This is a genomic window from Klebsiella sp. KE9456 (genome assembly GCF_043832615.1).
Lineage (GTDB): Bacteria > Pseudomonadota > Gammaproteobacteria > Enterobacterales > Enterobacteriaceae > Klebsiella > Klebsiella indica.
In genome coordinates, this window is sequence record NZ_JBDYQK010000010.1 from 109,664 (window position 1) to 123,623 (window position 13,960).

A 13,960-nucleotide genomic window follows, 5' to 3' on the forward strand; every position below is an offset into this window, starting at 1 on the left:
TTATTTGTTTTTCTACTAAAATTGGCTGGAACTATAATAAATAGATTTTTAATACTATCTGGATGTTATATTTTAAGATTTATCCTATTTGCTCGAAATATAAACTTATAAAACAGGCTATCCAACAGGAGTGCCCTTATGCCCTTTTTAAGCATTGTCGTCACAGCCCATGATTGTGAGCTAACTCTTGCTGAAACGTTGAAAAGTGTAAAAAAGGCCATTGATTGTGAAAATGATGTTGAAGTTATCATTCTTAATGACAGTTCTCATGATAGAACACAGCAAATTATTGAGCGCTATGCACAAAGCTTTTCTTCAGTTCAGATACAAGAAGTTCAGATGAGGAATGTCGGGAGCGTCAGAAACATTGCTGTACGGATGGCCCGTGGTGACTATATCACCATGGTTGACGATGATGATCTCCTTAAGCCCCGAAGTCTGCGTGATGCGGTGGCGTTTCTTAAGCAACACCGCCCCGATTTGCTGCTGACGCATCTGATTGAGACCCGTGACCCTGGCACGATTGATAACCACTGGGCGGGCTTTTCCCCGATTCAACTCACGCAGAACGAGGCCATTCGTCGTTTTCTGATCCATAAGGATTTTCAGGCGCATTTAATTGGTCAATTTATTCGTAAGGATATTTATCTTTGTGAGCCCATACCCGCCATGACCTGCTACGAGGATTTCGCCGTTTTCCCCTCTTTTCTGATGCGGTCGCAAAATATCTGGTTTCAGAAAGAGGGACATTATTATTATATTAAACGCAAAAATAGCCTCTCCAGTGCGTTGGATAGAGCAAAAATTAGTAATTTAGTTAACTGTACGAGAAAAATGGAAATCGTCTTTCCTCCCTCATTTCAGTGGCTGATTTACTGTCATTGGCTGGATATTTATCTGAAATATGCCCGCTTCTTGACTGAAAAACAGACTCATATTGTTGAAAAAAAGATAAAGGCAACATTGTCACCGGGATTTTTTATGTCTGGCGACGTGCGATTAAGTTATAAGAAAAAGGCAATCCAGGCATTATGGAAAAGATAAACCGCAATACTTATATGCTGACAATAATACTGTCGGCGATATCATTACTATTTCTGCTGCTGGATTCCGCTCAGCAGCGTGTTTTTTTCTATCTGGCGGTATATGCCAGCATACTGGGATTCGTTGTTGAACGCAAAAATCTCAGAAAAGTACGCCTGAAGGTCGCTCTGTTGCCGATGATCATGGGGGCGATGGAGCTGCTATGGTTTCTCTTTTTCGAGGTCAGGAATGGTCATGTCAACCATTATAATGACCACTTTCTCGGCGGTAAAAAACTGCTGCTGGGCAGTATTCTGGTGTTATACCTGGATAGCTTTAAATATCATCTCCATCGCGACATGGCGAAGAAGATTTTTATTATTGTTTCGGGAGTGAGTCTGTTACTGGCAACCGGATATGGTTTTATTCAGGAATGGCAGGGGATGCAGCGTATTGAGATGGCGATCAGTCGCCCCACGATTGCCGCTTATATCTATTCAACGCTGTCGCTGGCGTTTATCTATGCGTTGTTCCAGTTACGCAAAAAATCGGCTTATATGTTGGCTGTCGCGGTGATACTTATCTCATACCTGAATATTATCTTCACCGGTACGCGGGCGGCGATGGGGGTCTACCCGATATTGATCTTCTTGTTAACACTGTTTAACTTCAAAAAAAATATTCCGCTTAAACCAATGCTGGGCGTGGCGGTGGTTATTCTGTGTATTGTGGGGATTAACTTTAACGCCCATGTTAAACCTAAAATTCTCCAGACGGTGCATGAGATCTCGTCTTATCAGACCGGTAATGACGATACGTCGCTGGGAGCAAGATTTTCGATGTGGACGCTGGGCATTTATAACGGAGTCCATAAACCGCTTGGGCAATCGATGGAGAGCCGTGAGCGTTTAAGCGCTGATTATGTTCAGACTCATCCGGAGAATAAAACCGCGATGATGTACATTAACGTCCATCTGCATAACGAGCTGATTGATACCTTTTCGTTACAGGGCGTGATTGGGTTAGTCCTGCTTCTGGGGTTCTATATCGGCGGTGTTCTGCTTGCTCTTCGGCGTAATAATTTGCTGTTGTTTTTCATTATGCTATCGATGCTGATTTATGGCCTTACGGACGTACTGTTAATCAGCGCTGAATTTGTTGCTTTCTTTATTATTCTGATGGCATTCAGTACGCTCATTACCGATGAAAAAGCGGCGCCGGTCAGCGTAGTGCGAACTGGGAAATTTCCGGATCGGGCCGGGCGCCATGATCGACATTACGTAAGCCATGGTTCTTAATGCTTTTCGCAAAAGCGTTATCGCCCTTCGGCGATATACCTGGCCAAAAAGTCATATACTTCAGGTCGATGGCAGTAAGAGACGTTAAAACGCAGCCAGGGCTCCTGACAGGGTTCAACATGAAACAGGTGCCCTGGCGCCAACAGGATGCCGCGTTCGGCAGCGCTGCGGGTCATGGCTAACAAATCAACCTCATGAGGCAGGCGCGCCCAGAGAAACGGGCCGCCGCTGGGGCGATGGAATAATTGCAGGCCGATGCTCTCCAGGCGGTTGCATACGGCCTGTTGCGCGTCGGCCAGGCGGGTTGCCAGGCTTTTAAGATGCAGGCTCCAGCCTTTCTCCGTTAAAATTGTCCACAGTAGCGTTTCGGTGAGTTCTGACGTCGTGAGACCGTGAATCATTTTGTAGAGCATCAGTTTTTCATTGAGTGCTTCGTCGCAAGCGATAAACCCCGCTCGCAGTTCAGGCGACAGGGTTTTAGAGAAACTGCCGATATAGCATACCCGTCGGAGTTGATCCTGACTGGCGAGGGTTGTGGGTACCATCGGCGTCAGCCCGGCCATAATGTCGTTTTCTACCAGTGTGAATTCATAGGTATGTGCCAACCGTAAGAGCTGGTTGACCATTGTCGCGCTCAAGGATGAACCGGTGGGATTGTGTAGCTGGCTGGTGGTGAAGAACAGTTTGGGCCGATACTGGCGCAACTGCTGTTCCAGTGCCGATAAATCATAGCCGTCAGGGCGGCGCTGAATTCCCACCAGATTCAGACCAAATGCCCGTAGCTGAATAAAGAAGGTGCTGTTTCCCGGGGAGTCGACAAACACGGTATCTCCCGCCCGTGTTAAACAGTGAACCAGCAGGATCTGCGCCTGGGTAGCCCCTGAAGTGGTCATGATCTGATGAGCCGGTACGTGGATACCACGTCGGGCAAGGACCTGTTCTATCTGCTGACGTAGCGGCAACAGCCCTTGTGGTGATGCGTATTGCGTCAAACCATGGGTTTTGTTGCGTGCCAGCCGGGTTAAGGCCTGGCGCATGCCTTCGCCATACAGCCACTGCGGATGGATCCAGCCGCAACCTGCCTTTAATAAGGAATTATTCTCTTCATAGGCCCGTTGAATCAACCATAGTTTGTCCACTTTAACGCCAGCGGATTCCGGTTCAACGACACCTCGCGGCAGTGAATGACTCACGAAGTATCCCCGTCCCGCCTGAGAGACCAGATACCCCTCCGCAACCAGGCGACTGTAAGCGTTTGTCACCGTCATGACACTGACATGGAAAAAACGCGCCTGCTGGCGAATGGACGGTAGCTTGCTACCAGGGACGAGCTGCCTTTTGGCGATTTGTCCGGCAATTCGGTCGACAATTTGCCTGACCAACGGTTGTGCCGAGGCGGTGTTCAAAAGCCCCATATCCCCTCCGGGAATTGCTGATTTTTTGTTCTTTTCTGGTGCAGGACATGCACCGCAATGATGAGTTTTTACATCATTGCATACTGACGGTGCAGACCTAAGCTACTGTTATTAAATATTTCATTCTCGCTGTATATATGTGCTCAGACGGCCGGTTTCTATACTGACTACGCATCCCATTAATGTAAAGCGTGACTTCGTCCACTCGAAAATCTGAGGATATGGCAATGAAATATGACAGTGTATTCCCTGCGATTTTCGCTCCTCGTGTTCAGCGAGGTTTGCCATTGCTTGGCGCTTGTTCTATCGCCATCATGCAATGGTTTTTTACCGCCCCGGCCATAGCGAATACCTTACGTATTGTGCCCGCCTCCAATATCACGGTACTGGATCCAATATGGACCACCGCCTACGCCAGTCGTAATTTCGGTTATCTGGTGTTCGATACACTATTTGGTACGGATGCCAAAGGGGCTATTCAGCCACAGATGGTGCAGAGCTGGCAGGTGAGTGATGACAAGAAAACCTGGACCTTCACACTGCGTGACGGTCTGGTATTTAGTGATGGCACGCCGGTGACCAGTGCCGACGTGATTTCTTCACTCAAGAGATGGATGGCGCGGGATACGCTGGGGGGGTTAATGGCCAGCGCGCTGGACCACCAGGACATCGTCAATGAGAAAACATTCAAATTAGTGTTCCGCACACCGTTTGGACCGGTGCTGGAAGCGCTGGGTAAACCATCGTCAAACGTTCCCTTTATCATGCCGAAACGTATTGCCGATACCTCAGCTGATACGCCAATTAAGGAGATTGTCGGTTCGGGGCCTTATATCTTTGAGGCGGATCGCTTCCGTCCAGGGGAAAGCTTATGGTTTCGTAAAAACCCCGCGTATAAGCCGCGTAATGAGCCACCGTCAGGAACGGCTGGCGGCAAGAAAGTGTATGTCGATGAAGTGGAATGGAAAATTATCCGCGATCCGCAGACGCAAATGAACGCGCTATTGGCTAATGAAGTCGATATTCTCGAACAGCCCGCCTTTGAACAACTTCCCACCCTGAGCAAAACGGCCCACATACGGCTGGTGAATGCGCAGCCGAATGGCTATCAGTTTATGTTTCGCTTCAACTTTATTCAGCCTCCGTTTAATGATGTGAAGGTGAGGCAGGCGGCGATGCTGGCGCTCGGTCAGGAACCGATGCTACGCACTCAGGTAGGCGATGCAAAATACTATCGTACCTGCGCCAGTCTGTTTCCGTGCGGTACCCCTTATGCCAGCGATCCGGGCACGGCGTTCACCGGCAAGGCCGACCTGGCAAAAGCGAGAGCGCTACTGCGACAGTCTGGTTATAAAGGTGAGCCGATTGTGCTGCTGCGCCCGACTGATAACGCCACCATCGGCAAACTGCCCTTAGTTGCCCAACAAATGCTGCAGCAGGCCGGGTTCAAGGTTCAGGTCATGAACATGGACTGGTCGAGTCTGGTATCCCGGCGGGCGAAAAAAGATGCGCCGGGCGCCGGCGGCTGGAATGCCTTTATCAGCGCCTGGGGCGCAGAGGATGTCCAGAACCCGCTCAATAATGCCATGTTAAATGCCACAGGCGATAAAGGGTGGTTCGGCTGGCAAAACGATCCGCATCTCGAAGCGTTGAAAGCGCGTTTTGCCCGGGCGACAGACGATGCTGAGAAGCAGCAACTGGCCCAGGAAATACAGACTTACGCCTATCAGGTTGTTACCCATGTTCCGTTGGGACAATACATGATCCCCGCCGCGGTGCGCGACAGCATCAGCGGCATTGTGCCCGCAGGCGCCCAGGTGTACTGGAATATCCGTAAGAACGGCCAATAAGCCGCCCGGGAGGATGTTATGTTGCTATTTATCACCAAACGGCTGTTAGGCCTAATCCCGGTACTGATGATCGTGGCGGCGATCGTCTTCCTGATCGTGCGCCTGACCCCCGGCGATCCGGCGGCCATTATCGGCGGCAATGGCGCCAGCAGTGATGATCTGGAGCGTATTCGCAGCCAACTGGGACTCAACTTGCCACTGTGGCGGCAGTTTGTTATCTGGTGCCAGCATCTGCTGAATGGCGATCTGGGTTACTCCTTCTTCCTTAATACTCCGGTCAGCTCGCTAATCTCTCAGCGCCTGGGGCCGACGCTATCGCTGACATTGTTGACGCTACTCTTCACCGTGGTCATTGCCGTGCCGCTGGGCACGTTGGCAGCATGGCGGATGGGCGGGTGGCTGGACAGGGCCGTGATGGCATTTTCTGTTGCTGGTTTTTCCGTTCCGGTATTTGTTATCGGCTATGTGCTGATCTACTTCCTGGCAGTAAAAACGTCATTATTTCCGGTTCAGGGCTATCAGCCGTTGTCTGCGGGTTTCTGGCTCTGGCTGAACCATTTGATTTTGCCCTGTCTCTCTTTGTCTATTACCTACGTCGCTTTGTTGGCGAGGATGACGCGCGCGGCGGTCAGTGAGGCGCTGACTGAAGACTATATTCGCACTGCGCGGGCGAAGGGTATTCGCGAGTGGCAAGTGGTCACGTTTCATGCTTTGCGTAATGCGGCGGTACCCATCGCAACCATTATCGGCATTAGCGCGGCGTTATTGCTGGGTGGCGTTGTGGTCACGGAAACCGTATTTGCGGTACCGGGTCTGGGCCAGTTGACGGTAGACGCGGTACTTAACCGTGATTTTCCGGTACTACAGGGCGTGGTGCTGTTTTTTGCGCTGGCCTATGTGGTGGTGAATATGCTGGTGGATATTAGCTACCTGGTACTCGATCCGCGCATTCGTTATTGAGGCGTTAACTGAAGAGGCTAAGCAATGAACACACTGACAACGTTGTGGCATAACCTTTCGGTCCGTTCGGGTGGCGCAGTTCTCATATTGCTGCTGTGTTTAGGCGGGTTGGCGCCGCTGCTGGGAACGTTCGATCCCGCCACCATGGATTACAACTTTATTTCCGTTGCTGCCGGTACTCGGGGCGAGGTGACGCTGGTAGACGGTGAGGTCATTCCCCATCTGTTTCTGATGGGGAGCGACAGCATGGGGCGTGATATCTGGAGCCGGGTTCTGTTCGGTACCCGTATTTCGCTGTTGGTGGGGGTCGCCACTGCGCTGATTGCGGTGGCCGGTGGCAGTCTGCTAGGGATGCTTGCGGGCTATTACCGTCGGCTGGACATGATTCTGATGCGTATTGTCGACGGTATGATGGCCATTCCCTCCGTGCTGCTGGCAATTACGCTGGTAGCGATGCTGGGAGCCAGCCTGCCCACGGTAGTGCTGGCGATTGCGATCCCCGAAGTGCCGCGGGTAACACGATTGGTGCGTTCCCTGGTCATCAGCCTGCGTGACGAACCTTTTGTTGAAGCGGCAAGGACCATGGCAACGCCCTCAATCACCATTCTTTGGCGCGATATTCTGCCTAATGCTCTGGCGCCGATTCTGGTTCAGGGGACGTTTATTGCTGCTTCCGCCATCATCACGGAAGCCATCCTGAGTTTTCTGGGGCTCGGTCTACCGGCGGATATACCTACCTGGGGCAATATCATGTCTGAAGGGCGCATTCAGTTCGCCCAGCATCCCGGGAATGTGCTGTTCCCGGCGCTGTTTCTGGTTCCCGCCGTTCTGGCATTCAATCTGTTGGGTGACGGACTGCGTGATGTTTTCGACCCTAAACTCGCCCGGCGCGCCTGATGGCCGACCATAAGGAGGTAACCATGTCTGCCGTGTTTACGCTTGATTTCGACCCCGGCATCATTCCTCACAGCGATCCGGCGCTACTGACTATTGAGGGCCTGAAAATTGCGCTCCCCCCGGGCGGCGATCGCGCGGAGGCCATTGAAGATCTCTCTTTATCGCTGCCGGCAGGACGTACTTTGTGCGTGGTCGGGGAGTCCGGTTCCGGAAAATCAGTTCTCGCCATGACGTTGATGGGGTTGTTAGACCCTGAGCTGAGCGTACAAGCCGGCAGGGTGAAGATTGGAGAAACCCTGTTACTTGACCAGGGGCGTTATGCGTCGCCTTCGGTGATCAATGCGCTACGCGGCGCACAAATCGGCATGGTATTTCAGGAACCGATGACGGCACTCAACCCGGTGGTGACCTGCGGTAAACAACTTGACGAAATGCTACGGGCGCACCAGCGCTTATCCCGCCGCGAGCGGCGGGCAGCAATCCTGGCGATATTTGCCCGGGTCCAGTTGCCAGATCCTGAGCGTATCTATCACAGCTATCCCCATCAGCTCTCTGGCGGTCAGCGGCAACGGATTGTGATCGCGATGGCCGTGATCCTGCGCCCAAGGCTGTTGATTTGCGATGAACCCACCACGGCGCTGGATGTGACTACCCAAAAAGAAATCCTCGGTTTGATCCGCGAACTGCAACAGGAAAACGACTGCGCGGTGTTGTTTATTACGCATGACATGGGGGTGGTGGCGGAAATTGCCGACAGCGTCATGGTGATACATCTCGGGAGGGTGGTTGAGCAGGGCGACGCCGCCCAGGTGTTGCGCCAGCCGCGTCAGGCGTATACCCGAATGCTGCTGGGTAGCGTTCCTGACGGCATACCACGGCGTAGCGGAGATAAACGGCGTGGCCAGCCTTTGTTGAGTGCCGAGCTGGTCGCTAAAACCTATACCCGACGTTCGCTTCTGGGACGCAGCCAAAGGATAGCGGCTTTAAATGACGCCAGTCTGGCCGTGCATTACGGAGAGACGGTGGGCATTGTCGGGGAATCGGGCTCCGGTAAATCGACCTTTATCCGTTGTCTGATGCGGCTGATCGACCCATCCTGCGGCGTGATTCGTTGGGGGGAAAAAGAGGTGCAGTCTTGTCGGGAGAGCGAATTATGGGCGCTGCGTTCCCGGGTACAGATGGTATTTCAGGATCCTAACCGCTCGTTTAATCCCCGTCGTACCGTTGGATCGTCGATTTGTGAAGGCGCTATTAACTTTGGCCTCGACCGCGCGAGCGCATGGGCGCTCGCGGAAACATTAATGGATCGCGTGCGGCTGCCTCGCGAGGCGTTATTTCGCTTTCCTCGTCAGTTTTCCGGTGGTCAGCGTCAACGGCTGGCTATTGCCCGAGCGCTGGCTTGTCGTCCACGTGTTCTGGTGGCCGATGAAGCGGTATCGGCGCTTGATGTATCGGTCCAGCAACAGATCCTTTCATTGCTGGAAGAGATTCAACGCGATCTTGGGCTGGGAATGATTTTTGTTACTCACGATCTGCGTGTGGCTGCGCGTTTGTGCGATCGGCTAATCGTGATGCAGAAGGGCGAAATTATTGAACAGGGGCCGACAGCCGAGCTGTTTGCCGCGCCAAAACGGGCCTACACGCGGAGTTTATTGGCTGCGATGCCGCGCTGGGAAGCGCCAGCGACGCTTTAATCTGCCGTATCCGGTCCGCAAAACGACAATATTCAGTGTGACAAGTACAGGATAGCGTGATGATGAAAAACGTAATGAGTTGGGATGAATGGGGTGCCTGTGATGCAACCGCGATGGCAGAGCTAATTAAAAAAGGAGATGTCACACCAACGGCGTTAGCGCAACAGGCGGCGCAAGCCACAGCGCTGGTGAATCCGCATCTCAGTGCCGTCGTTGAACTGTTCGATGATGTTATCGCCGATCCGCAACGCGATGGCACCCGACTTGACGGACCGTTCGCCGGCGTACCTTTTTTGATCAAAGACCTGGGGCCGGGAGTGAAAGGCCGTTTGCAGGAACAAGGGTCGAAATTTATGCGCGGCAACAGGCCTACTGAAGATGCGTTTCTTACCACCAAAATCCGTGCTGCCGGGCTGAACATCATTGGGCGTAGCGCCGCGCCAGAATTTGGCGTCTGCGGTTCGGCGGAAAATCCCGACATATATGTGACGCATAATCCCTGGAACCCGGATTACACCACGTTTGGTTCTTCTGCTGGGGCGGCTGCGTCGGTTGCGGCTGGAGTGCTTCCCCTTGCACATGCGACTGATGGCGGCGGTTCTATCCGCATTCCCGCCGGATCTCACGGGTTGATCGGTCTGAAATGTAGCCGCGGCGTTTTCTCTATTGCTCCCGGGCTTTCTGATATCAGCGGTTATGTTTCCACTCAAGGTTGCGTGAGTCGTAGCGTCCGGGATTCGGCTCTGTTTGTCGACAGCTGTCGTGGCGGCGCACCAGGGGAATTTATGCCCTACTGGCAAAGCAATGAGCCGTTTAGCGAACTGATTAAACGCGATCCTGGTCGATTGCGTATCGCGGTATCACACCAATGGGGGCAATATCATGCCGACCCGCATTTTGTCAGCGAGCTGGAGCGAACGGTAACGCTGTTACGAGAGCTGGGGCATGAGGTGGAATGGGTGACGCCGGATATCGATTTTGACGCCGCATTCGCGGCGCAAACCACCTGCTATATTAGCAATTTTGCCCAGTTTATTCAGCGTTTACTGGAGAAGAAAGGCCTTTCCTCCCCGCCGGAAGATCAGGTGGAGCCAATTAACATCAAAATCTGGCAGAAAGGGATTGATATGTCCTATAGCGAACGGTGGAAGATGCAGGATGTGTTTAACACGACATCGCGCAAGCTGGGGCAGTTTTATGAACAATGGGATATCATTCTGACGCCTACTTTTTCAAAACCAACGCCATTGATGGGCGAAAAAAAGTACCTGACCCTGAGTGATAACCCGGATGTATTGAGCTGGTTTTATGACTTGTGGGACATTTTTTCTTATACACCGCTCGCCAGCTTAACCGGCACGCCCGGTATTTCTGTGCCGCTGGCCTGGCAGCAATCCGGCATTCCGCTGGGAATGCATTTTCAAACCCGGCAGGCCAATGACGGAACATTATTACAGTTGGCAGCTCAGTTGGAACGCGCTCTGGACGGGCATTTCCTGCGCGGAGCCCGACCTCAGGTACATGTGACACGCTAACTTGGCTTATTTTGGCCATTTTTATGGGAAATGGCCATTTTTACCGCTCTTACTTCAATAACGCGTTTTCTTCCCGCTTTGCCACGCGAATCGAGTATTCCGGGTGACAAACCATCAAATTTTCTGCTTGTGGGCTGAGGAAGTGATTGTCCTGCACTTTGCCAGTAGATTCAGCGTGTCCCCGTTGCCTTATGTGTTACGAGTGATGGAGATTTGCGGATGAGGCATTTGCGAAAATAAAGCGACTTTTTGGATGTTATCGGCGGGGGAGAAATGACGTTTGGCGGAAGATCACAGGAGTCCTTTTTTAAATATAAAATACTGTTTTTATTGCATTTTGTTTCAATGTTGTATTTTGGTTATACACATCGCTATACACATTTTTCCAAGTGTATGGTTCAATCTGACGGATAAAGCTAAAGTCCCTTCATCATCTCTCGAGCTGTTTCAATTAACTCTTCTGAAGGTTTAAATCTAGACATATGACGGACACATATTACAGGGATTTTCACATCATTTATTACGGCTGAGAAAGCGAAAGTTGTGTAATAACCCTTCTGCTGCGTATAGATGAGAGTGCTTGGATCACCGAAGTGTTTTAGCAAAATATTTGCTGCTGAAATGCTTTGTAGGCTATTGCTATAAGCGATAATCAGTTCAGGCTTACACAGAGGGATTGTGACATTCTCAAAAAATCTTGTTGAGTATTTTACGAGTTGTTCGACAGTTAGTTTGTGTCGACTCGCCTCCTGTTTGAGTGCTGAAGCATTGGTTGAGCACATCATTAGAGCATTCGTAAATACTACGTCTTCCCATCTGTAACCGAGGCTGATAGGTAGCTGTTGTAGTCGCTTAGCTAGGTGAGTAATTCCCCATTCCCCTTGCGTCCCTAAATGGACATTCGAGACAAGAGGCTTTGAATGATCCTGAATAATAGACTGGCTGTTGGTCATATGGGAATCAGCCGACGAACCATTGAAGCCCATCACAATGAGGCGTTTGCGTATAGGTGGGGAGGCTATTAATTCAAAAGCAGAATCGTAAGGTCTGCCGGGCAAATCAGCCAAGCCAAAGCGAGAAAGCCCTCCAAGAATAAAGTCTCTAGTCTTATCCATTATTCAAATTCTCTTGTGAAACCTCATACCGACATCATACGCAAAAAAAGTTTTTTTGCATTTAACTGTTCACACTGTTCACCTTTGACTTTTTATTAATAATTTCATAGTGATACGGGGTGAATATACGGTGAAGGGTGAACAGTGGAGTGTTCACCTTGTGGCAATTGCCGGAAAGAAAAAGACCGGCTGTAGCCGGTCTGGAGTGGGTTATGTCGCTGCGGGTTCGTCGCATTTCGGCAGCCAGTCGCCGTAGCTTTCTTCTTTCAGCGACAGGTTAGTTTGTATCCCCTGCTTTGTGTGCCGCTTTTCATAATTCAGGCCGTACTCTTTCAGCATCATGGGCAGCCCCAGCCCGAACATTTTCAGGCTGAGCACGTTCCTGTATCCGTTAGCCTCCATATAGGCCAGATACGCGTGATAGAGATATTTACGGTAATTGCGCGGGACGATGCTGGCATTACCCATAAACATCCCGTTGGTCTGCGGCAGCATTTCCAGATAGCCGCAAAAATCAAACGTCGGGTCAGCATCACGCTTGATGCTGAGCGCTTCATCGGAGTTCTGCTGCGACTGGAGCAGTGCGCGCGCGGCCATCGGGTCGCTGAATTTCTGCATAAGCTGGCGCACGATAACGGCCAGCTCGCGCGCAATTTTATCCCTGAGCTGCGGGTCGCGCTCTTCCGGGGCAATCTGCTCCGGGAAATGAATAATCACCCGGCGACGCGACACACCGCCACTGCGGTCAGTGAAGCGCATTGGGTTATTGTTCACGGCCAGAATCACCGCAGGGATATGCGTTGAGTACGGATTCTGGTATTTCGGGTCAACTGAAACTGCATCGCCGCCGGTGATGGCCTTCAGCCCTGCACCGTCACCGCTCCATTTTTCCTGGTCAGGCAGACGTATCAGCGAGAAGCCAATCAGGGATGCACGCTTGCGCGGGTCTTCCAGCGTATCGATATCGGCCGACGTGGCGTTATCCTCTCCGGCGAGCAGGGTCGCAATTTCGGCCAGAATACTTTTCCCACTTCCGCCGGGACCGGTGACTTCGAGAAAGAGCTGCCAGTCGTAGCGGTTCGCCAGCACCATAAACAGCGCGGCCAGAATCACGTCGCGTTTTTCTGGTCTGCTGCGCCAGTTGCGGCGCAGCCTGAGGCCACCTTTGCACCTGCATTAAAAGCAGTCCCTTAAGCGGGCAGGCGTGGCGGGGAGAGCATTGCGCGCTGTGTTTAATTATGAATTAATTAATTCTTTTTAAAAAAGTATCCAATTCTTTTACTTTCATACATGCAGGGACAAGCCTCGCGATTGATAGATCAGTATGATCGTATTGTTGTTTGGATAATTTTTTTACATTCGCTGCTGGAGTGTCAGAATTTAATTTGTTTTCATTGTTTATATTTTCTATCCTTGAGTTGATGTATTTTTTTATGCGAATTAACCACTCGCTTACAAAATAGTAAACATACTTACCTCTAGTAAGTTTGTCGTTATCTAGCGTAGAAATTACATTGTAATAATTCCATTCATCTTTGGTGAGGTTTTTTAATCGCTCAGTAATGAAGGGGATTTCACTTATTTTTAGAGTAACTTTGTCTTTTTCAATTTTGTCGAATACATCACTATTGGAAGGGAACTCAATCCCTAGGCCAAGTATTCTAGACATATAAAGTTGCACAGATATGTTTTTTATCTCAGAATAAAAACTGACCTTTGCTTTAGTATAATGTTCCATGACACTATCTATAATTTTTCTATGCCTTTCATCAAATTTAAATGTTGAGACTATAAAATGTTTTATCACTCTATCATCGGATAATGGATTTTCAATGGCATAAAATGGAAGGGTTACTATGTTTTTGTTAAAGTAGCAAAAGTTAGAATAATCTTGATCAACAAAAAAATATGTGTTTGTTAACTTGTCACTATTTTCTTCATATAGTTCTTTATAAAGTGAAATTGATTGATCTTTTCCTGCACCATTTATATGGGTATATTCTTTATCAAACCCCGAAATAGTTATAGCATGATGATAGAAATCATAGTCATCATCACCCTCGAAAACAAATAAAGTTTTTCCAGCCTCTTTGTTTTTTATTAGCTTTAATCTCAAAACGCACGGTTTTTTGATAGCATCCATCATCATGTTAAAACGAAGATCGTCCATTTT

10 protein-coding genes and 1 pseudogene are annotated in these 13,960 nt (G+C 50.2%); 7 read left to right on the forward strand and 4 right to left on the reverse strand.

The features are described 5' to 3' along the window. Positions 1-138: 138 nt before the first annotated feature. Positions 139-1,044 (forward strand): glycosyltransferase family 2 protein, encoded by a 906-nt coding sequence (locus tag ABK821_RS12200; RefSeq protein WP_138360947.1) that lies wholly within the window; start codon positions 139-141, stop codon positions 1,042-1,044. Further along, on the forward strand, positions 1,032-2,321 hold the full coding sequence (locus ABK821_RS12205; protein ID WP_138360948.1) for an O-antigen ligase: 1,290 nt from the start codon (positions 1,032-1,034) through the stop codon (positions 2,319-2,321). Before ABK821_RS12200 ends, ABK821_RS12205 begins: the two co-directional genes overlap by 13 nt. 17 nt (positions 2,322-2,338) lie before the next feature. Here the strand turns inward: ABK821_RS12205 and ABK821_RS12210 are convergent, their stop codons facing one another. Further along, positions 2,339-3,736 carry a PLP-dependent aminotransferase family protein gene (locus tag ABK821_RS12210; protein WP_142503204.1) on the reverse strand — a complete coding sequence of 466 codons (1,398 nt, stop codon included), beginning with the start codon at positions 3,734-3,736 and terminating at the stop codon, positions 2,339-2,341. 227 nt (positions 3,737-3,963) lie between these two features. Between ABK821_RS12210 and ABK821_RS12215 the strand changes: the two genes are divergently transcribed. Genes ABK821_RS12215 through ABK821_RS12235 form a run of 5 tightly spaced genes read left to right on the forward strand, consistent with a single transcriptional unit; the run spans position 3,964 to position 10,672 of the window. Then, the gene (locus ABK821_RS12215) at positions 3,964-5,586 is read left to right on the forward strand and encodes an ABC transporter substrate-binding protein (RefSeq protein ID WP_343178207.1); all 1,623 of its coding nucleotides are present in this window, start codon (positions 3,964-3,966) and stop codon (positions 5,584-5,586) included. Positions 5,587-5,604: 18 nt separating this feature from the next. Beyond that, positions 5,605-6,546 (forward strand): ABC transporter permease, encoded by a 942-nt coding sequence (locus ABK821_RS12220; protein ID WP_138360951.1) that lies wholly within the window; start codon positions 5,605-5,607, stop codon positions 6,544-6,546. A 24-nt stretch (positions 6,547-6,570) separates the two neighbouring features. After that, on the forward strand, positions 6,571-7,443 hold the full coding sequence (locus tag ABK821_RS12225) for an ABC transporter permease (protein WP_138360952.1): 873 nt from the start codon (positions 6,571-6,573) through the stop codon (positions 7,441-7,443). Between the two features lie 23 nt (positions 7,444-7,466). Then, on the forward strand, positions 7,467-9,137 hold the full coding sequence (locus tag ABK821_RS12230; RefSeq protein WP_343178208.1) for an ABC transporter ATP-binding protein: 1,671 nt from the start codon (positions 7,467-7,469) through the stop codon (positions 9,135-9,137). Positions 9,138-9,196: 59 nt separating this feature from the next. After that, positions 9,197-10,672: an amidase gene (locus tag ABK821_RS12235; RefSeq protein ID WP_241675626.1), complete on the forward strand. Its 1,476-nt coding sequence runs from the start codon at positions 9,197-9,199 to the stop codon at positions 10,670-10,672. 416 nt (positions 10,673-11,088) lie between these two features. Here the strand turns inward: ABK821_RS12235 and ABK821_RS12240 are convergent, their stop codons facing one another. The 3 genes and pseudogenes from ABK821_RS12240 to ABK821_RS12250 form a co-directional block, all read right to left on the reverse strand. Beyond that, on the reverse strand, positions 11,089-11,787 hold the full coding sequence (locus tag ABK821_RS12240; RefSeq protein ID WP_343178209.1) for a hypothetical protein: 699 nt from the start codon (positions 11,785-11,787) through the stop codon (positions 11,089-11,091). Positions 11,788-11,997: 210 nt separating this feature from the next. Next, a pseudogene (locus ABK821_RS12245) lies at positions 11,998-12,915 on the reverse strand (primase-like DNA-binding domain-containing protein); the annotation flags it as partial. A 115-nt stretch (positions 12,916-13,030) separates the two neighbouring features. Next, the gene (locus ABK821_RS12250; RefSeq protein WP_343178210.1) at positions 13,031-13,957 is read right to left on the reverse strand and encodes a DUF4435 domain-containing protein; all 927 of its coding nucleotides are present in this window, start codon (positions 13,955-13,957) and stop codon (positions 13,031-13,033) included. Positions 13,958-13,960: the final 3 nt, after the last annotated feature.

Excerpts from the sequence above, each read along its gene's own strand:
- ABK821_RS12200 (WP_138360947.1), top strand. The coding sequence starts at position 139 with ATGCCCTTTTTAAGCATTGTCGTCACAGCCCATGATTGTGAGCTAACT.
- ABK821_RS12205 (WP_138360948.1), top strand. The coding sequence starts at position 1,032 with ATGGAAAAGATAAACCGCAATACTTATATGCTGACAATAATACTGTCG.
- ABK821_RS12210 (WP_142503204.1), bottom strand. The coding sequence starts at position 3,736 with ATGGGGCTTTTGAACACCGCCTCGGCACAACCGTTGGTCAGGCAAATT.
- ABK821_RS12215 (WP_343178207.1), top strand. The coding sequence starts at position 3,964 with ATGAAATATGACAGTGTATTCCCTGCGATTTTCGCTCCTCGTGTTCAG.
- ABK821_RS12220 (WP_138360951.1), top strand. The coding sequence starts at position 5,605 with ATGTTGCTATTTATCACCAAACGGCTGTTAGGCCTAATCCCGGTACTG.
- ABK821_RS12225 (WP_138360952.1), top strand. The coding sequence starts at position 6,571 with ATGAACACACTGACAACGTTGTGGCATAACCTTTCGGTCCGTTCGGGT.
- ABK821_RS12230 (WP_343178208.1), top strand. The coding sequence starts at position 7,467 with ATGTCTGCCGTGTTTACGCTTGATTTCGACCCCGGCATCATTCCTCAC.
- ABK821_RS12235 (WP_241675626.1), top strand. The coding sequence starts at position 9,197 with ATGATGAAAAACGTAATGAGTTGGGATGAATGGGGTGCCTGTGATGCA.
- ABK821_RS12240 (WP_343178209.1), bottom strand. The coding sequence starts at position 11,787 with ATGGATAAGACTAGAGACTTTATTCTTGGAGGGCTTTCTCGCTTTGGC.
- ABK821_RS12250 (WP_343178210.1), bottom strand. The coding sequence starts at position 13,957 with ATGGACGATCTTCGTTTTAACATGATGATGGATGCTATCAAAAAACCG.